This window comes from Streptomyces sp. 5K101, assembly GCF_046506645.1.
GTDB lineage: Bacteria > Actinomycetota > Actinomycetes > Streptomycetales > Streptomycetaceae > Streptomyces.
Genome location: NZ_JBKFFO010000019.1, coordinates 77,506 through 95,486, shown reverse-complemented (window position 1 = coordinate 95,486; position 17,981 = coordinate 77,506). Strand labels below are relative to the sequence as shown.

Below are 17,981 nucleotides of genomic sequence, written 5' to 3'. Positions count from 1 at the left end.
CCTTCACCTGGATGAAGACCGCCGACGAGATCCTCAACTCGCTCGCCGGCTACCTCGCCAAGGTCAGGACCACCACCGACACAGCCAAGCAGGAATAACCCTCAGGATTTCGGGCGCATCACACTAGTTCTGTGACCGGGAAATTGGGGCGGTTGGACGGGCGGGGACGTCGGTTCCATCGCTGGAAGTGTGGTGGCCGAGCCTGTGCAGGTGCGCAGACCGACCGATCAGGAAGGGCAGAAGCTGCAGCAGATCCTGCGCCGGGGGCACTTGGACAGCGGTTCGGGAGGCAGTCGGCCGCTTGTTGGCTGTCAGCTGATTCGGGGCGTCTCGGGGAGCGGTCCGGCCCGTTCGACTCGTCCGGCCGGTTCAGGAGGGCGCGCCGGTCAAGACTTCCACTTCGCCGGTGTCGAGCGAGTAGTAGGCGCCGACCACGGCGAGGGCGCCCTTTCCCACGAGTGGGGCGAGGTCCTGGTTGGAGCGCAGATCGGTCGCTGTCAGCTTCACCTGGGCGCGGGCCATGGTCTCGACCGGGTCGGCGCCGCCTTCCCGGGCTGCCTGCTCGTATGCCGGCTGCAGAGCCTTGGTGATCGCCTGCAGGTTGCCGGGCAGCGGTTTGCCGTCATGGATGGACTTGTACGCCGCTTCGACGGCGCCGCAGCGCTGATGCCCGAGGACCACGACGAGCGGGGTGCCACTCGTCATGGGCCCGTACTCGACAGAACCAGTGACCACTGGGCCGGCCGCCTCCCCGCCCGTGCGCATCACGTAGAGGTCACCCAGTCCGGTGTCGAAGAGGAGTTCGGGCGGCACTCGGGAGTCAATGCACGAGAGGATCGATCCGAAAGGCTTCTGCTCCTGGGCTACGAACTGACGCCGGTCCGGATCACGGTCGGGGTGTTGCAGGTCTCCGCTCACCCAGCGCTTGTTGCCTTCCATCAGTCTCGTGAATGCCGCGGCGGGCGTGGTGGGCCGCGCTTCCGGCGAAGGGCTGGTCGCCGACGAGGCGGCCCTCGTCGATGAACACCCCGCAAGCGCGACCGTGGCGCCCACAAGTCCGCCGGCAAGCAGCGATCTACGATCCAGACGTGCGGCTCTGTCCATCGGTCGTTCCCCTCGATGCCGCTCAGACATGTCCCTGTGTCTTGACCAGGCCAATGGTCCAGCGTGGTGTGGCTGCCCTCGCAGCAGGCGCAAGCGGGCGTGGGCTACATTGCCGCAGACGGCCCACAGAACCGGCTCCAGCGGCGGCGTGAACCCCTGATGCCGAGACCCGCCCTGCCCGAGTGGAGTGCCGACTGCCGGGTGCTGTCCGTTCTCGTGAACATCAACCTCGACCCGATCCGGGTGCCTCCCGAGACGATGAACAACCGCTGTCGGAAACTCGCGAACAAAGCCACCCAGTCCCACCACGCGCACCGCGAGGAGCCCTGAATGGACCATCAGGACGTCGACGCCGCTGTGGCAGAGATGCTGTGGGTGCTCGGCCCCCATACCGCCGAGGACTGGACGATGCCGGCGGGGCCGCTCGAATGGACCTGCTGGCAAACAGCAGCCCACATCGGCCACGACCTGCTGGCCTACGCAGGGCAGCTGGCGGCACAGCCCGCCGACGCCTACCTTCCCATCGACCTGAACGTTCGCCCCAAAGCCTCGCCGGCCGGCCGAAGTACTCCAGGCCGTCACCGCCTGCGGCGGACTGCTCAGCAGCGCCCTGGCCACAGCCAACCCGGCCCTGAGGGCCTGGCACTGGGGCCCGTGCGACCCCGAAGGGTTCGCCGCGATGGGCGTCGCCGAAACCCTGCTGCACACCTACGACATCACGCAGGGACTGTCCGTGGACTGGCTGCCACCAGCACCGCTGAGTGCAGCAGTACTCAACCGGCTCTTCCCCGCCGCCCCGCCCGGAGATCCCACTCAGGTACTCCTCTGGTGCACCGGCCGCGGAGAACTCGACGGCCTCCCTCGCCAAACCTCATGGAGGTGGGAAGCAGCACGACCGGACTGATCGAGCTGACCCCGGCGAACGTTCCCGGTCACAGCACTGGTCGTACCCGGGCCGGCGCAACCGGCCGGTCGGCCGCGTTCCCCTTGTCCGGATCCCACCGATCACGCGGACGGGACAGGGAACAGCCAGTTGGGCTCGTCGCTCCGTGTCTACATCAAACCGCCTCTCAGGACACGATCGAGGGCCGCCCGGCCTGCAGGCCCCCAAGTCGGCTGTCCTCCAGGAAGGCCCCGGTCTCCGTTCTGGCCCATCAGCATGAGAAACAGGCTTTTCAGAGCGGCCAGTCCGCGGGCGCGCCGGATCGTTCCCTCGTCCGCATGCTCGTACGTGTCGAAGAACCGTGAGGCGGCGCCCGCGGGAAGGACCACCCATGCGGCCGCGAGATCCCACGCCGGATCGCCGGCGAACATGTCACCGAAGTCGATCACGCCCGACAGCGTGCCGTCCGAGACGACGACATTCGCGGGATGAAGGTCGCCATGCACCCATACCGGCGGCCTCTCCCACTCGGGAGCCGCGACGGCATCTTCCCAAACGGCCCGGACCTCGTCGGCGGTGTCTCCGAGTGCAACGGCTTGAAAGAAGTGGTCGAAGCCCTCCGTGCACTTCTTGGGGTGAGCGCCGCGGTCCGAACTGGTCGGCGCCTCGGCGGGCGCCTCTGCGTGGAGCGCCCTGAGGAAGCCCGCCAGAGTGTCAGCCGCGTGGTCGCCGCGGCTGATCGATGTGTGGTCCAGCGGCTCGCCGGGGACCCACGTCATGATGGTCCAGGGCTTCGGGAAGCGTGCGGAAGGTGCACCGATCCGCACAGGGCTCGGGACCGGGAGCGGCAGGCGCCGGGCCAGGACGGGCAGCCATCGGCGCTCCTTGCGCTGGAGATCCGGGGCACGTTCTGTGCGGGGCATGCGCACGGCCAACTCGTCTCCCAGACGCCACTGTTGGTTGTCCCATCCGCCCGCTACCTCACGGATGGCCAGCCCTGCAAGGTCCGGATGCTGATCCTTCAGCAGGTCGTGGACCAGGTCTGCGGTGATCATTTCGATCTCGGAGTCGGTCATGCGAAGCCAGAGTACTGGGCGGAGGGGGCGGCTCTCGCTCTCCGGAAGGCCCCTCCTCGGAGCCTCGCAACTCACGAGGGCGAAACAAGGCGACGCCACCGCCGCACTGCTTCCCCATCATCGACGTCAAGCAAATCCGCAGGTCAGGCCCGATGTCAGTGGTGCCTGTCAGACTCGGCCGTCCCGGCCAGGAAGGCAGACGATGACCGACGCAGCCGCCCCCAAGCACGTTGCACCAAGGTGGAACAACGACACCCGCCCGACCCCGCCCGCAGTCGGTGACGAGAGGGAGATCCTGAGCGCCGTCCTGGACTGGCATCGGGCAACCTTCGAGCTCAAGTGCGCCGGTCTGCCTCCGGAGCAGCTGTCCGAACGGGCGGTGCCGCCCTCCGGCCTGACCCTGTATGGCATGGTGCGCCATCTCGCCGGCGTCGAGCGCTGGTGGTTCCGCATGCAGTTCTCCGGCGAGAACGTTCCGATGCTCTACTACTCCGACGATGACCCCAACCAGGACTTCGACAGCCTGGAAGGTGACGTCGACGAAGCCTTCGCCGTCTGGCGGTCGGAGTGCGAGCACTCCAGGCAGATCACGGCCGCTGCCGCATCGCTGGATGAAACAGGGATACGCAAGAGGACCGGCGAGCCGATCTCACTGCGAAGGATCATGGTGGACATGATCGCCGAGTACGCACGACACAACGGCCACGCCGATCTCCTGCGCGAATGCATCGACGGGTCCACCGGGATGTGACCCGGCAAGGAAAGTCGGGTCGATGTTCACGTTGACGGAAGGCACCCCACTGCGCGCCGCCTCCGCCGTGTGGCGGAGGCGGTCACGTCCTTTGGACGACGCCCCGACATCGGAGAGGCAGCGACGATCAAGGCGCATGTCCATTACTCGCCGAGACTCGGAGACTCACCATGCTGAAGTGGACCCTGCGGGCCACCGCCGTCCTCGCCATCGTCGCCGCCGTCGCCGCCCCCGTCGCCGTGACCGGACCCGAAGCAGTGGTCGCGACACCCGCCGTCGCCATACCGGCGTCCGCCCCCGATGCACCGCAGGTCGAGCTCACCTCCGTCACGCAGGGGCAGGCGCGATGGGACCGTCCCGCCTAGGGAGGACGGGGACGCCCCGGCCGGCACACGACAGCCCTGGCAGGCGGTCCCGCGCGCCTGCCGCCCGTGCGGACCTGCGCGCGCTGCCCGGCGCCGGCCGATGCTGCCGGGCGGTCGTCACGCCGCCCCGCGCTCACGCCGGCCGGCGGTCGTCACGCCTCCCCGCGTTCACGCCTCCCCGCGGGTGCCCGGCCGGCGCAGTCTGCGCCACAGGCCGGGCACCCCGCCGATCAGTACGGTGAGGGCCACGGCGGCGAGCACGCCCTGCCACGGCTCGGCGAACAGCGACCCGCCCAGGATGCCGATCAGCCCGTACGTCGCCGCCCACGCCAGGCACGCGGGCGCATCGCCGCGCATGAAGCCGCGCAGTCCCATCCGGGCCAGCAGGCAGGCCAGCATGACGGGGATGCGCCCGGCCGGCACCAGACGCGACAGCACCAGCACCGCCACCCCGTGCCGGGCCAGCTTCTCCTGCGCCTGCTCAAGCCGGTCGGGGGCCGCGCGCTCGCGCAGGGCGGAGAGCCAGCGGGAGCCGTTCTTCGAGCGCACGCCGCGCCGGCCCAGCCAGTACAGCGTCACGTCCCCGACGAAGGCGGCCAGTGACGCGATCAGGAACACGAACAGCAGGGCGAATGGGGCTGTTTGATGGACGGCCACCACCGCCGCCGAGCTGACCACCGCGCCGGTCGGCACCACGGGCACCAGCGCCCCGAGCGCCACCAGCAGGAACAATGAGGGGTAGCCCACCGCCTGCTGCGTCGACTCCGGCGGCAACAGCGGTGCGGAGAGCGCGAGCGGGGCTGCCGCCGCCGACAGGCCCGGGCTCACCGCCCGGCCTCCGGCCTGACCCGCTCGCCGTGCCCGAGCCGGTGCACGGCCACCTCCGGCGCCAGCCGGGCGGCCTTGCGGACGAACTCGTCGCCCGGCGCGTAGAACTCGTGCGGCCGGATGCCGTCCATCCCGATCGGCCAGTACGTGCCGTAGTGCACGGGCACGGCGGCGCGCGGCGCGAGCGAGGCGAGCGCCTGCGCCGCGCGCCCCGCGTCCAGATGGCCGTGGCCGAGGTACGGGCCCCAGCCGCCGACGGGAAGCAGCGCCACGTCCACCGGGCCGACCTCGGCGGCCATGGAGTCGAACAGACCGGTGTCGCCGGCGAAGTACGTGTCGGCCTCGCCGCTGACCACGTAGCCGAGCGCGGGGGAGCGGTGCGGCCCCACCGGCAGCCTGCGTCCGTCGTGCAGTGCGGGAACGGCCCGTATGCGCAGCGCGTCGACGCGCACCTCGTCGCCGGGCGCGACCTCGGTGACGCGCAGGCCGGCCGCCGCCGCGACCCGCCGCAGCCCCGGCACCGAGCGAGCGGCCCCCCGTGGCACGACCAGCCGCGTCCCCGGGGCGAGCCGCGCGAGCGAGGGCAGGTGGAGGTGGTCGGAGTGCAGGTGCGAGACGAGCACGGCATCGGCGACGGTGGCCTCGGCGGGCGGCAACGGCCCCCGGCGCCTGCGCAGATGGGCCAGCCGCCGCACGAGCAGCGGGTCGGTCAGCACCCGGACCCCCGAGTCCTCGATCGTGCAGGTGGCATGACCCCACCAGGTGATCTCCACCGGCACGCGACGCCTCCTCGCAGCAGCTTCCCGTACCCGTACGAGGGTAGTTGTCCCGTGCCGCTTCCGTGGGGGTCCGGCGGTCCGCCGCTTCTGCGGACCGCGCGCTGGGTCCCGGCGGTCCGCCGTCTCCGCGGACCGCGCTGTGACACGCTGGAGTCCTGCTCCCAGGGGTGAGGTGACGCGCGCGTGGTCGAAGGGCGGTGGCGCACTGCCGGAAGATCCGTCTTCCGGGTCGTGGTGGTGTGGAGCGTGTCGACCGCGACCATGCTGGTGCTCGCCGGTCTGCTGCCCGACTTCCGGCTCCAGTCCCCCGACGGTGACAGCATCACCCGCACGGCGATCACCGCCGGCTGGGGCGCGGGCGCCTTCGGCCTGCTCGGAGCCCTGGTGTGGCCGGTGATCGTCCGGGCCCTGCTGCTCGTGCCCGCGCTCGTGCTCGGCCTGCTCGTCTTCTTCCTCAACGGCTCGCTGCTGCTCATCGCCCTGTGGCTGATCCCGGACGGCCGCGGCACCGCGAACCCGGAGACCGCCGTCGTCGTGGCCGCCGTCATGTCCGCCGTCGCCTCCACGACCTCCACCGCGCTCGCCGTCCGCGACGACAACGCCTACCGGCGCAGGCTCTCGCGCCTGGCCCACCGCCGCAGCCGCCGGCGCGGCGAGGGCTCGGGGCGGTCGCGGCCGCCCGGCACGGTCTTCGTCCAGCTGGACGGCGTCGGCCACGACGTGCTGCTGCGGGCGGCCCGGAGCGGTGTGATGCCCACCGTCGCGAGCTGGCTGTCCGACACGCACCGCCTCACGCCCTGGCGCACCGACTGGTCGAGCCAGACCGGTGCCAGCCAGCTCGGCATCCTGCACGGCTCCAACCACGACGTGCCCGCCTTCCGCTGGTACGAGAAGGACCGGCGCCGGATCGTGGTCAGCAACCGCCCGGCGAGCGCGGCCGAGCTCCAGCGCCGCGCCGTCGAGCGGACCGCGGACGGCGGGCTGCTGACCGTGGACGGGGCGAGCCGCGGCAACCTGTTCAGCGGCGGCGCCGACCAGCTCGCCCTGGTCCTGTCCGTCGCGGCCCGCCGCGGGCGTGCCAACCGCTCGCGCGCCGGCTACTTCGCGTACTTCTCCGATCCGGCGAACGCGGTCCGCACCGCCGTGTCGTTCGTCGCCGAGGTCGCCCGCGAGATCGGCGAGTCGACGCGCGCCCGGCTGCGCGGTGACGAGCCGAGGGTCGGCCGCGGCGGGCTCTACCCGTTCATCCGCGCGTTCGCCACCGTCGTCGAACGCGATGTGGTGGTGGCCGCGGTGATGGGCGACATGCTCGTCGGACGCACCGCCGTCTACGCCGACCTGGTCGGCTACGACGAGGTGGCCCACCACTCCGGGCCGCACAGCCGCGACGCGTACGCGGTGCTGGAGCGGCTGGACCGGTCGCTCGCCCTGATCGCCAAGGTGGCCGAGCACGCGCCCCGTAGCTACCGGGTCGTACTGCTGTCCGACCACGGCCAGAGCCCGGGGAGCACCTTCGAGGACGCGTACGGGCTGACACTGCGCGACCTGGTGCGCGCGGGCTGCGGGCTGCCCGTACGGCGCCGCGCCGAGCGCTCCAAGAGCGGGGCGGAGGCCCGCGACGCCGCCCGGAACGCGCTGCGCACCGCCCTGCACCGGGACGTGGACGAGGAGGGCGAGCTGGAGCAGGCCGCGACCGGCTCCGACCCGGTCGTGCTCGCGTCGGGCAATCTGGCGCTGATCTCGTTCCCCGACGTGCCCCACCGGGTGAGCCGGGAGGAGATCCAGCGCCGCCACCCCGCTCTGCTGCCGACCCTCGCCGATCACCCGGGCATCGGGTTCCTGCTGGTGCGCAGTGAGCGGCACGGGTCGGTGGTGCTGGCCGCGGGCGGCGTGGCCGTGCCGCTCGCCGACCTGACGGAGGGCGACGCCGGGCCGCTCGCCGCATTCGGGCCCGGCGCGGTGGACGCGGTGCGGCGCACCGACGGGTTCCCGCACGTCGCGGACATCATGGTCAACTCGATGTTCGACCCGGGGACCGGAGTCGTGCACGCCTTCGAGGAGCAGATCGGTTCGCACGGGGGGCTCGGCGGGGAGCAGTCGAAGGCGTTCCTGCTGTCCCCGCTGGAGCTGTCGCCGCCGGTCCCGCCCGGCCGCGAACTCGTCGGTGCGGAGCAGGTGCACCGGGTGCTCCGGCGCTGGCTGCGGGAGTGCGAGGGCCCGCAGGTCCCGATCGGGACGCGCGCCGCCCGTCCACAGGGTGTGCCGGACTTTTCCCGGCGGGACCACCATCCGGAAGAAGAAATTCCGGTTGTTGAGGGCTCTGTGTCGGACGAAAAGATGTGATTTTGTCCAGCCCGTCCCGTACCGGACCATGTCCCGGTCCCCAGGAACACCGCGTACGGGAAGAAGGCTGCCCACCCCATGACCCAGCACGAAGAACAGAGCAGGCACGCCCGCAGGTTCGGGCTGCCGGTCGCCACCGCTCTGGTCATGGGCAACATCATCGGCGGCGGCATCTTCCTGCTTCCCGCCTCCGTCGCCCCGTACGGCACCATAAGCCTCGTCGCCTTCGGCGTGCTCACCCTGGGCGCGATCGCCCTGGCGCTGGTCTTCGGCGGGCTCGCCCGCCGCCACCCGCAGACCGGCGGCCCGTACGTCTACGCCCGTGCGGCCTTCGGCGACTTCGCCGGATTCCTGACCGCCTGGTCGTACTGGATCACCTCCTGGGTCTCCAACGCGGCACTCGCCGTCGCCGGCGTCGGCTACCTCGACGTGCTGATCCCCGTGCACGACTCCCTCGCCGCCACGATCGCCGCCGCCCTCGCCCTCCAGTGGCTGCCCGCCCTCGCCAACCTGGCCGGCGCCCGCTACGTGGGGGCCGTCCAACTCGTCGCCACCGTCCTGAAGTTCGCGCCCCTGCTGCTCGTCGCCGTCGGCGGCCTGTTCTTCTTCGACGCCGACGCGCTCGGTCCCTTCCGCGCCACCGACGACAGCATGGCCGGCGCGCTCTCCGCCTCCGCCGCGATCCTGCTCTTCAGCTACCTCGGCGTCGAGTCCGCGGCCGTCAGTGCCGGCGAGGTCCGCGACCCCGAACGCAACGTCGGCCGCGCCACCGTCCTCGGCACCGTGGCGGCCGCCGCCGTCTACCTGCTCGGCACCCTCTCCGTCTTCGGCACCGTCGGCCAGGCGAACCTGGTCGGCTCCACGGCCCCGTTCACCGACGCGGTCGACGTCATGTTCGGCGGCACCTGGGGCGGCACGGCCGTCGCCTGCGCGGCGCTCGTGTCCATCGTCGGCGCGCTCAACGGCTGGACCCTGCTCAGCGCCCAGACCCCCTACGCGGCGGCCCGGGACGGCCTGTTCCCCAAGGTGTTCGCGACCAAGCGGCGCGGCGCGCCCACCGCGGGCGTCCTCGCCACCGTGGTCCTCGCCTCCCTGCTGACCGTCTACAACTACACCGCGGGCTCCGAGGGCGTCTTCGAGATCCTCGTGCTCGTCACGACGTTCACCGCCACCGTGCCCTATCTGCTCGCCACCGCCGCGCAGATCTTCTTCCTGCTGTCCGGACAGTCCGAGCGGGTCCACCGCGGCCGGCTGGTCCGCGACGCGGTCCTGGCCTGCGCCGCGTTCGGGTTCTCCCTGTGGCTGGTCGCGGGCTCCGGGTACGCGGCCGTCTACCAGGGAGTGCTCTTCCTGTTCGCCGGTGTGCTGGTGTACGCCTGGATGTCGGCCCGAAGGATCAAGGCCGCCCGGCAGCGAGGAGAGGAAACGGATGCGAGCCGTCGTGTTCCAGGAGTTCGGCAAGCGGCCTGAGGTACGGGAGGTGCCCGACCCTGTCCCCGCGCCCGACGGCGTCGTCGTCAGGGTCGAGGCGACCGGACTGTGCCGCAGCGACTGGCACGGCTGGATGGGCCACGACAGCGACATCGCCCTGCCGCACGTCCCCGGACACGAACTGGCAGGCGTGATCGCCGCCGTGGGCTCCGGCGTGACCGGCTGGTCGGCCGGCGACCGCGTCACCGTCCCGTTCATCTGCGCCTGCGGCCGCTGCGCCGCCTGCTCCCGCGGCGCCCAGCAGGTCTGCGAACGCCAGGAACAGCCCGGCTTCACCCACTGGGGCTCGTTCGCCGAGTACGTGCCCGTCCACCGCGCCGACACCAACCTGGTGGCCCTGCCCGACGGCATGCCGTACGCCACGGCCGCGAGCCTCGGCTGCCGGTTCGCGACCGCCTTCCGGGCGGTCGTCGGCCAGGGCCGCGTACGGCCGGGGGAGTGGGTGGCCGTGCACGGCTGCGGCGGAGTCGGCCTGTCCGCCGTGATGATCGCCGCGGCGGCCGGGGCCCGCGTCGTCGCCGTCGACGTGTCGCCCGGAGCGCTGGGGATGGCCCGCACCCTCGGAGCCGAGGTGGCCCTCGACGCCTCTGCGCTCCCCGCCGGCGTCCCCGAAGCCGTCCGCGAGGCCACGGGCGGCGGCGCCCACCTCTCGCTCGACGCCCTCGGCGCGGCCGTCACCTGCGCGAACTCGGTTCGCAGCCTGCGCAGTCAGGGCCGCCACGTCCAGGTCGGCCTGCTTCCCTCGGGCGCCCACGTACCCATGGACCGCGTCGTCGCCCTGGAGCTCGCGATCCTCGGCAGCCACGGCATGGCCGCGCACGACTACCCCGCCATGATGGCGATGGTCGCCTCCGGGGCGCTGCGCCCCGACCTGCTCGTGACGGCCGAGATCACCCTCGACGCCGTGCCCGACGCACTGATGGCGCTGGACACCGCGCCGGCCACGGGAGTCACGGTGATCACCCCGCACGCCGCGCCCTGAGGCGCATGACCTCCGGCGTAATCGACGCTCCCGCGGCCGGACGGCAGTCTGAGGTCACCGGAGTCCGGGCGGCGCACTCCGCCCGGACTCCGGACCCCGTCCGTACGTCCTCGATGGAGGCTGATCCGTCATGTCCCAGGCCCTGCTCGCAGGCATCTCCCGCACCACCGAGCCCCGGACGATGCTGCGCCGCTTCCTCGCCGTGGACGCCGCCGTCACCGGCGCCAACGGGCTCGCGTACGCCGCGGCGTCCGGGCCGCTCGGCCGCCTCCTCGGCGTCGACGCCCTGCTGCTGCTCGACGTGGGGATCTTCCTCGCCGTGCTGGGCGCGGCCATCGGCCTGCTCGCCGCCCGGCCCCACCCGCCCGTGCCGCTGGTCAAGGCCGTCGTCGACGCCAACATCGTCTGGCCCCTGCTCAGCATCGCCGCGCTCGTGCTCTGGCTGGAGCCGACCCCGGCCGGCGCGGTGTGGACCGTTCTCCAGGCCGTGACCGTGGCGGGACTCGGCGCCGTGCAGTGGTCGGCGCTGAAGGCGGCCGGGGCTACGGCTGGGGCATGAGCGACCGCAGGTACGCGACCGTCTCCGGGTCGGCCGGGAGGAACGTCTCGATGGCCAGCTCCGCGACGGTCACGTCCAGCGGGGTGTTGAACGTCGAGATGGACGAGACGAACGACAGCACACGCCCGTCGTGCTCGATCCGCAGCGGCAGCGCGAGATACGGGTAGGGCGTGGGGTCCTCCCGGTCGTCCGGGTCGCCGCCGGCCCCCTCCGGCAGGGGGTAGGCGGCGACCTCGTCGTACAGCTCGCGCAGCGCCTCGGAACGGGCGAGCGCCATCTGCCGTTCCATCTGGGCCAGCAGGTGACCGCGCCACTCGCGCAGGTTGCGGATGCGCGGGGCGAGCCCCTCGGGGTGCAGGGTGATCCGCATGCCGTTCAGCGGCGGTGCGAGCAGGTGCTCGGGCAGGCCGTCGAGCAGCATCGCGATGCCGCGGTTGGCCGCCACCACGGTGTACGAGCCGTCGACGACGATGGCCGGATACGGCTCGTACCCCCGCAGCAGCCGCTCGATGCCCTCCCGCAGGGCGCCCAGGGAGTCGACGGGCGTCTCCGCGTAGCGCGGGGCGTAACCGGCGGCGAGCAGCAGCGCGTTGCGCTCCCGCACGGGTACGTCGAGATGCTCGGCGAGCTTGAGGATCATCGCCTCGCTGGGCCGCGAGCGGCCCGTCTCGACGAAGCTGATGTGGCGCGCCGAGGAGTCGGCGCGCAGCGCCAGTTCCAGCTGGCTGATCCGGCGCCGCTCGCGCCAGCCCCGCAGCAGCGGCCCTGCACCCGTACCGGAAACGGCAGTTGTCATACCCCGACCGTATTACGGCGCCTCCCGCCGCCGCTCAGCCCCTCGCCTCCCCGAGCAGCGCCGCGAGCGCCCGCTCGATGTCCATGGCCGCGCTCTCGGCGGCGACGGGCACGGCCGCGTACGCGTGGACCAGGAAGCGGCGCAGGGTCGCGGTGTCGAACTGGAGCAGTGCGACGCCTTCCGGTGAGCGCAGCTCGACCATGGTCTGTACGCGTCCGCAGGGCCAGATGTGGACGTCGCCGTCGCCGGAGGGGGCGCGCAGTCCGGAGTCGAGCAGGCTGCGGGCGAAGGTCCACGTGACGCCCGTGTCGTTGAGGCAGACCTCCGGCGGGAAGACCATGCGGACGGCGAGCGGGTCGGTTTCGCAGTAACGCAGAATCACCGGCACGGCCACGGGCTGGGGCGCGTCGCTGATGAGACGGGCCACGACGGATTGCTCGATGGGAGGTGACATCGCTCGCTCCTCTTGGTGCTGTGCGGTCTGCTCCTTCTGCATGGGACGACGTCACGGCAGGGCTCACCCGTACGCGAGCTACACCAGTGGCGCGTGTGACCTGCATCACCCACCTTCGAACTCCGGAGCCCGGATGGCCAGACCTTTGCGGTATCGCATTTCCCCGTAAAGGGGACGCCTGCCCGGTAGGGTCCGCCGATTCCGTGCTTCGGGCCCGATCGTCCGGTTTTCGGGCGGTGCGCCGGTGGCCGGAACCCGTCGAGCGACGGGCGACGCGGGCACGGCGCGGCGTGAGGAGAGAAGGCGCCCCAGCCGGACGGGGGTTTCCGGCCGGGGCGGTCAGAGGCGGGGGCCTGGGACGCCGTCCCGGCCGCACCCGCGTATAGGTGAACGATAAACCACTGCTGGACGTTCCCGTCGCCCCACGGGCCCTCATGTGATGCGCGTTACTCTGAGTAAGGCTCTGCTCTGCGGTGGGCCGCTCGCGCCACGTGCGAAGGCAGGGGGCGCGAGGCACCATGGGCGCATGCTTCTCGCCCGGCTCGCCGACGTGTCCCGAGAGGTCGCCGCCACGTCCGCCCGCTCCCGGAAGACTGCCGCGCTCGCGGAGCTGTTCACCGAGGCCCGCCCCGAGGACGTCGCCCTCGTCATCTCGTACCTCGCCGGACGCGTCCCCCAGGGGCGCATCGGCATCGGCTGGAGCGTGCTGAAGGAGCCCGTACCGCCCGCCGCCGAGCCCGGGCTCACCGTCACCGAGACCGACGCGGCCCTCACCGCGCTCGCCGAGGTCGCCGGTCCCGGCGCGCAGGCCGAGCGCCGCAGCCGGGTGCGCACCCTCATGGCCGCCGCCACCGCCGAGGAACAGCGCTTCCTGATCCGCCTCCTCACCGGCGAGGTACGTCAGGGAGCGCTCGACGCCGTGGCGCTGGAGGCGGTCGCCCAGGCCGCCGGCGCCCCCGCCGCCGACGTGCGCCGCGCCGTGATGCTCGACGGATCGCTGCCGAGGGTCGCCCGCGCCCTGCTCGCCGACGGGCCCGAGGCCCTCGCCCGGTTCCGGCTGACCGTGGGCCGCCCCGTGCAGCCGATGCTCGCCCACACCGCGAAGTCCGTGACCCAGGCCGTCGCGGCGCTCGGCACCGGCTGCGCGGTCGAGGAGAAACTCGACGGCATCCGCGTCCAGGTGCACCGCACCGGGGACGAGGTCCGCGTCTACACCCGGTCCCTCGACGACATCACGGACCGCCTGCCCGAAGTGGTGCGCAGCGCACGGGAGATGGCGGGGGACCGGTTCATCCTCGACGGCGAGGTCATCGCGCTCGGCCCGGACGGGCGCCCCCTCCCGTTCCAGGACATCGCCTCCCGCGTCGGCTCACGCATCGATGTGGAGGCCGCCCACGCCGCGCTGCCGCTGTCGCCCGTCTACTTCGACGTCCTCGCCGCCGACGACGAACCCGTCGTCGACCTGCCCGGCCGGGCACGGCACGCGCACCTCGCCCGGCTCGTACCCGAACCGATGCGGGTCCGCCGCCACGTCGTCGACGACCCCGCCTCCGCGGAACAGATCGCCGCGGCGGAGGCGTTCTTCGCCGAGACACTGCGCCTCGGCCACGAAGGCGTCCTGGTCAAGGCCCTCGACGCGGCCTACGTCGCCGGTCGCCGGGGCCGCTCGTGGCTGAAGGTCAAGCCGGTGCACACCCTCGACCTCGTCGTCCTCGCCGCCGAATGGGGACACGGGCGGCGCACCGGCTACCTGTCCAACCTCCACCTCGGCGCCCGCGCCGAGGACGGCGGCCTCGTCATGCTCGGCAAGACCTTCAAGGGCCTCACCGACGAGATGCTGCGCTGGCAGACCGGACGACTGCGGGAACTCGCCCTCGACGACGACGGGTTCACCGTCCGCGTCCGCCCCGAGCTCGTCGTCGAGGTCGCCTACGACGGACTGCAGCGCTCCCCCCGCTATCCGGCCGGTGTCGCGCTGCGGTTCGCCCGCGTGCTGCGCCACCGGCCCGACAAGAGCGCGGACCAGGCCGATACGATCGATCAGGTCCTCGCCTCCGCGCGGGCGTGAGACCCGTCGGCGGCGGCGTCAGCGCACGCCCAGCACCTTGTCCGCGAACGCGGACAGATTCCGTGTCGTGCGGGCGATCCGCTCGTCGAGCGTCAGGCTCTCCTCGTACCGCCCGTGCCGCAGCTTCGGCTGCTTCTTCCCCCGCACATACAGCGAACAGGCCAGGTCCGCGCAGAGGTACGTGCCCACAGTGTTGCCCTCGCGTCCGGCCGCGCCGGCCAGCGGCGCGGCGAACAGCGTCACCCCCGAGGACGCATGCCCGGTGAGACACGCGTGGCACATGCTCGACTTCAGCGCGCTCGTGCGGCCGGTGGACGGGATGCGCAGGGTGATGCCGATCAGCCCGTCCTCGCGCGGCAGCACCATGTGCGCCTTCAGCGGCGCTCCCGGGTCCACCCAGCCGAGAAAGTCGAGGTCGTCCCAGGGCAGTTCGGAGAAGTCCGGAGGCAGGCGCATGCGGGACGCCTCGCCCTTCGTGCAGTTGACGAAGGACGCGCGGATCTGTTTGTCGGTCAAAGGTTCCACTCGGTGGAACGTACACAGCGCGTCCCGGTGCAGGCATCCGAATTACGGGGCATCGGATCTATGGTGTCCCCGTCCCGCACCCCCTCCGGAAGGATCACGGTCATGCCCACCGAGCCGCTGTCGCAGAAGGAGATCGAGGACCGTCTGCGCGAACTCCCCGGCTGGTCGCTCGACGGCGACCGCATCGCCCGCTCCTACCGCCTCTCCTCGCACTTCGCCGCAACCGCCATGGTCGTGCACATCGCCCAGATCCAGGAGGAGCTGAACCACCACTCCGATCTCACGCTCGGCTACCACACCCTGGCGCTGACCGTGCACTCCCACGACGTGAACGCCCTCACCGAACGGGACTTCGCCCTCGCCGAGCGCGTCGAGAAGATCGCCCCCGGTCACGGCGCGACCTGACGCCCGTGACAGGCGGGCCGTGCTCGACTACGACAGTGAAGTGGCCCGCTACGACGCCACACGCGGCGTCCCGCGCGCCGAGGCCGCCGCGGCCGCCGTCCGCGGTCTGGTACCGCCCACCGCACACACCCTGCTGGACATCGGCTGCGGCACCGGTCTGGTGACCGAACGCCTGCCCCGGCCCGGTCTGCGCGTACTCGGCTGCGACGCCTCACCCGGCATGGCCCGCAAGGCGGTTGAGCGTGTCGGCGGCCTCATCGCACTCGGCGACGTAAGGCGGCTGCCGGTGCGGGACGCGGCGGTCGACGCGGTGAGCGCCGTATGGCTGCTGCACCTGGTGCCGGAGTCGGCCGAGGTCGTCGCCGAGGCCGCACGGGTGCTGCGGCCCGGCGGGGTGTTCGTCGCCACCGTCGACAAGGATGCAGGCCACGACGTGGGCAGCGACATCGACGCGGTCCTGCGTCCGCACCGGTCCTTCGCCCGCGCGTCCGACCGGGCCGGCCTGATCGAGCGGTACGCCGCCGCCGGCGGCCTGCGCCTCGCCGGCCGGGCCCGCTTCACGGGACACGGCCAGGGACGCACCCCGCGTTCGGCTGCGGACGCCTTGACGATGGGGCGGTTCGCCTCCTGGTTCACCGACGCGGACGACGGTGCCACCGCCCGGCAACTGGCCGCCGCCCTCGGCCGGTTGCCGGACCAGGACCGGCGGCGGCCGGACCCGTCCTACACGCTCCTCGCCTTCCGCAAGGAGACCTGACGGCCGGACCTGACGGCGAACAGACCTGTCGCGCTGCCTAGGTGCGTGACATCTCCATGACCCAGTTCGTCAGCCACGTCCGCCCGTCGTCGACGGAGAACGCCTGCTCCCAGCGGGCCGTCGACGCGGTGATGCCCGACCGGACGAAGCGCACCAGGACGTCCTTGCCGTCGTGGGCGTCCTTCCCGCGGAACACGCCCCGGCCGTCCGCGCCGAAACGGCCCGTGACGGGCGGGAACAGGGTGCCGGTGCGGCTGCTCGACCAGTAGAGGGACCACTCCTCGCGCACCTGGTCGTACAGCCGCAGCGTCAGCCCCGAGACGGTGTGCTCATGCGAGGTCTCCCGTCATGCCGTCGGGCATCGAGTCGGACAGGTAGGCGTTCAGATCCGGACGGCCGGGGGCGAGTATGTGCCGCACCCACGCGTCGCGTTCGTGCCGGATGGGAGGCAGCTCCCACACGCAGCCGATCCACGACCGCTCCGGGTCCGTCCGTACGAAGTGGGCCGGGTCCCTGTCCGGGCAGCCGAGCACCGGCTGGCCCGCGGCCGCGCCCGCGAAGTGCAGCACGTTGTCCCAGACCCAGCTGTAGGCGTTGAGGTACGCGCCGTCGTCTCCTCCCCTGTGGAGGACGACGAACGTGACCGGGGGAGTGCCGTCCGGCTCGGGAAGCAGCTCGGGAAGGATCGCGTACGCGGCCTTCTCGACCTCGGGCGCGATGCCGGCCGGGTCCGCGGTGACGTGGTAGGGCTTGATGTGACGGCCGCCCGCCTCGAAAGGCGGAAGCGACCACAGGAATTTCTCTGCGAAAGCCATACGTGGACGCTAGAGGGCTTTCACTGACACCCTGTGTCAGTGAAAGCCGGCCGACTCGTCTCGATCCTGCTGCTCCTGCAGACCCGTGGGCGGATGACCGCCGCGCAGCTCGCTCGGGAGCTCGACGTGTCCGTGCGCACCGTCTACCGCGATGTCGAGGCGCTGCACTCGGCGGGCGTGCCGCTGTACGGGGACGCCGGCCACGCCGGCGGCTACCAGCTGCTCGCCGGCTACCGCACGCGGCTCACCGGCCTGTCGGCGGGGGAGGCTGAGGCGCTGTTCCTGTCCGGCATCCCGGGGCCGGCCGCCGAACTGGGCCTCGGCCCCGCGCTCGCGGCCGCCCAGCTCAAGCTGCGGGCCGCCCTGCCGGCGGCCCTGCGCGACCAGGCGGACCGGATACGCACCCGCTTCCACCTGGACGCGCCCGGCTGGTATGCCGCCGACGAGGAAGTCCCGCATCTGACGGCCGTCGCGGACGCGGTGTGGCACAGCCGGGTGCTCGCCGTGCGCTACCGGCGCTGGAAGGAGCCGACCGACGTGGACCGGCGCCTGGAGCCGTACGGCCTGGTGCTGAAGGCCGGCCGCTGGTACGTGGTGGCGGGGCCGGGACCGCGGACGTATCGCGTGGACCGGATCCTGGAACTGGAGTCGCAGGGCCAGGAGTTCTCGCCGCCCGCGGACTTCGACCTGGCCGCGTACTGGCAGCGCTACCAGGCGGACTTCGTCGCCCGCCTGCACCGGGGAGAGGCCGTGGTCCGCCTCTCACCCGCCGCCGCGGCCCGGCTGACCGGCGCGGCGGCCCGGGCACTGGCCGAGACGGGCGTGAGGGAAGAGGACGGCTGGACGCGCGCCGTGCTCCCGATCGAGTCGGAGGACCGGGCGCTCGTCGAGTTCCTCTCGTTGGGCACGGAGGCCGAGGTCCTGGAGCCCCGGTCGCTCCGCAGCCGCATCGCGGCGACGGCCCGCGGCGTGGCGTCACGCCACGCCGCGCCCTGACGTC

General features: G+C 72.3%; 20 protein-coding genes. 11 read left to right on the top strand and 9 right to left on the bottom strand.

The window, feature by feature from the left end; genetic code table 11:
- Window positions 1–369: 369 nt before the first annotated feature.
- Window positions 370–1,104, bottom strand: a complete 735-nt coding sequence (locus tag ACLB9X_RS28665; protein ID WP_410363314.1) for a carbonic anhydrase — start codon at window positions 1,102–1,104, stop codon at window positions 370–372.
- A gap of 159 nt (window positions 1,105–1,263) precedes the next feature.
- Here ACLB9X_RS28665 and ACLB9X_RS28660 point away from each other — a divergent pair, with 159 nt between their 5' ends.
- A complete protein-coding gene (locus tag ACLB9X_RS28660) occupies window positions 1,264–1,434 on the top strand; it encodes a hypothetical protein (protein WP_410363313.1) in 171 nt (56 codons plus the stop codon).
- A 723-nt stretch (window positions 1,435–2,157) separates the two neighbouring features.
- On the opposite strand, the gene ACLB9X_RS28655 is transcribed toward ACLB9X_RS28660, so the two are convergent.
- Window positions 2,158–3,063, bottom strand: coding sequence for an aminoglycoside phosphotransferase family protein (locus ACLB9X_RS28655; RefSeq protein ID WP_410363312.1), 906 nt, complete (start codon window positions 3,061–3,063; stop codon window positions 2,158–2,160).
- Window positions 3,064–3,265: 202 nt separating this feature from the next.
- Here ACLB9X_RS28655 and ACLB9X_RS28650 point away from each other — a divergent pair, with 202 nt between their 5' ends.
- Together ACLB9X_RS28650 and ACLB9X_RS28645 are read left to right on the top strand one after the other, a co-directional pair.
- Window positions 3,266–3,814: a DinB family protein gene (locus ACLB9X_RS28650; protein WP_410363311.1), complete on the top strand. Its 549-nt coding sequence runs from the start codon at window positions 3,266–3,268 to the stop codon at window positions 3,812–3,814.
- A 170-nt stretch (window positions 3,815–3,984) separates the two neighbouring features.
- Complete coding sequence (locus ACLB9X_RS28645) at window positions 3,985–4,179, top strand: hypothetical protein (protein ID WP_410363310.1); 195 nt, start codon at window positions 3,985–3,987, stop codon at window positions 4,177–4,179.
- A 168-nt stretch (window positions 4,180–4,347) separates the two neighbouring features.
- Here the strand turns inward: ACLB9X_RS28645 and ACLB9X_RS28640 are convergent, their stop codons facing one another.
- Both ACLB9X_RS28640 and ACLB9X_RS28635 read right to left on the bottom strand, forming a co-directional pair.
- Window positions 4,348–5,007, bottom strand: coding sequence for a DedA family protein (locus tag ACLB9X_RS28640; RefSeq protein WP_410363309.1), 660 nt, complete (start codon window positions 5,005–5,007; stop codon window positions 4,348–4,350).
- A complete protein-coding gene (locus ACLB9X_RS28635; protein WP_410363308.1) occupies window positions 5,004–5,786 on the bottom strand; it encodes an MBL fold metallo-hydrolase in 783 nt (260 codons plus the stop codon). The genes ACLB9X_RS28640 and ACLB9X_RS28635 overlap by 4 nt, the downstream gene beginning before the upstream one ends.
- 261 nt (window positions 5,787–6,047) lie before the next feature.
- Between ACLB9X_RS28635 and ACLB9X_RS28630 the strand changes: the two genes are divergently transcribed.
- The 4 genes from ACLB9X_RS28630 to ACLB9X_RS28615 all read left to right on the top strand — a co-directional run bounded on the left by ACLB9X_RS28630 (window position 6,048) and on the right by ACLB9X_RS28615 (window position 11,161).
- Window positions 6,048–8,129, top strand: coding sequence for an alkaline phosphatase family protein (locus tag ACLB9X_RS28630; protein WP_410363319.1), 2,082 nt, complete (start codon window positions 6,048–6,050; stop codon window positions 8,127–8,129).
- A gap of 78 nt (window positions 8,130–8,207) precedes the next feature.
- Window positions 8,208–9,599: an amino acid permease gene (locus tag ACLB9X_RS28625; RefSeq protein WP_410363307.1), complete on the top strand. Its 1,392-nt coding sequence runs from the start codon at window positions 8,208–8,210 to the stop codon at window positions 9,597–9,599.
- A complete protein-coding gene (locus tag ACLB9X_RS28620; RefSeq protein WP_410363306.1) occupies window positions 9,559–10,602 on the top strand; it encodes a zinc-dependent alcohol dehydrogenase family protein in 1,044 nt (347 codons plus the stop codon). The genes ACLB9X_RS28625 and ACLB9X_RS28620 overlap by 41 nt, the downstream gene beginning before the upstream one ends.
- A gap of 130 nt (window positions 10,603–10,732) precedes the next feature.
- The gene (locus tag ACLB9X_RS28615) at window positions 10,733–11,161 is read left to right on the top strand and encodes a hypothetical protein (RefSeq protein WP_410363305.1); all 429 of its coding nucleotides are present in this window, start codon (window positions 10,733–10,735) and stop codon (window positions 11,159–11,161) included.
- Here ACLB9X_RS28615 and ACLB9X_RS28610 read toward each other — a convergent pair.
- Entirely contained in the window at window positions 11,145–11,957 is an 813-nt protein-coding gene (locus ACLB9X_RS28610) for a helix-turn-helix domain-containing protein (RefSeq protein ID WP_410363304.1), read from the bottom strand. The two genes, ACLB9X_RS28615 and ACLB9X_RS28610, sit on opposite strands and share 17 nt — an antisense overlap.
- A gap of 34 nt (window positions 11,958–11,991) precedes the next feature.
- Window positions 11,992–12,411: an SsgA family sporulation/cell division regulator gene (locus tag ACLB9X_RS28605; RefSeq protein WP_410363303.1), complete on the bottom strand. Its 420-nt coding sequence runs from the start codon at window positions 12,409–12,411 to the stop codon at window positions 11,992–11,994.
- A gap of 526 nt (window positions 12,412–12,937) precedes the next feature.
- On the opposite strand from ACLB9X_RS28605, the gene ACLB9X_RS28600 reads away from it, so the two are divergent.
- Window positions 12,938–14,479 carry an ATP-dependent DNA ligase gene (locus tag ACLB9X_RS28600; protein WP_410363302.1) on the top strand — a complete coding sequence of 514 codons (1,542 nt, stop codon included), beginning with the start codon at window positions 12,938–12,940 and terminating at the stop codon, window positions 14,477–14,479.
- An 18-nt stretch (window positions 14,480–14,497) separates the two neighbouring features.
- On the opposite strand, the gene ACLB9X_RS28595 is transcribed toward ACLB9X_RS28600, so the two are convergent.
- Window positions 14,498–15,004 (bottom strand): FBP domain-containing protein, encoded by a 507-nt coding sequence (locus tag ACLB9X_RS28595; RefSeq protein ID WP_410363301.1) that lies wholly within the window; start codon window positions 15,002–15,004, stop codon window positions 14,498–14,500.
- A gap of 102 nt (window positions 15,005–15,106) precedes the next feature.
- Between ACLB9X_RS28595 and ACLB9X_RS28590 the strand changes: the two genes are divergently transcribed.
- A complete protein-coding gene (locus ACLB9X_RS28590) occupies window positions 15,107–15,409 on the top strand; it encodes a 4a-hydroxytetrahydrobiopterin dehydratase (protein ID WP_410363300.1) in 303 nt (100 codons plus the stop codon).
- A gap of 19 nt (window positions 15,410–15,428) precedes the next feature.
- On the top strand, window positions 15,429–16,166 hold the full coding sequence (locus ACLB9X_RS28585; RefSeq protein WP_410363299.1) for a class I SAM-dependent methyltransferase: 738 nt from the start codon (window positions 15,429–15,431) through the stop codon (window positions 16,164–16,166).
- Between the two features lie 37 nt (window positions 16,167–16,203).
- On the opposite strand, the gene ACLB9X_RS28580 is transcribed toward ACLB9X_RS28585, so the two are convergent.
- Both ACLB9X_RS28580 and ACLB9X_RS28575 read right to left on the bottom strand, forming a co-directional pair.
- Window positions 16,204–16,455 carry a hypothetical protein gene (locus ACLB9X_RS28580; RefSeq protein WP_410363298.1) on the bottom strand — a complete coding sequence of 84 codons (252 nt, stop codon included), beginning with the start codon at window positions 16,453–16,455 and terminating at the stop codon, window positions 16,204–16,206.
- Window positions 16,456–16,495: 40 nt separating this feature from the next.
- Window positions 16,496–16,981 carry a hypothetical protein gene (locus tag ACLB9X_RS28575; protein ID WP_410363297.1) on the bottom strand — a complete coding sequence of 162 codons (486 nt, stop codon included), beginning with the start codon at window positions 16,979–16,981 and terminating at the stop codon, window positions 16,496–16,498.
- A 39-nt stretch (window positions 16,982–17,020) separates the two neighbouring features.
- On the opposite strand from ACLB9X_RS28575, the gene ACLB9X_RS28570 reads away from it, so the two are divergent.
- Window positions 17,021–17,977, top strand: coding sequence for a helix-turn-helix transcriptional regulator (locus ACLB9X_RS28570; RefSeq protein ID WP_410363296.1), 957 nt, complete (start codon window positions 17,021–17,023; stop codon window positions 17,975–17,977).
- The last annotated feature ends 4 nt before the right edge of the window (window positions 17,978–17,981 follow it).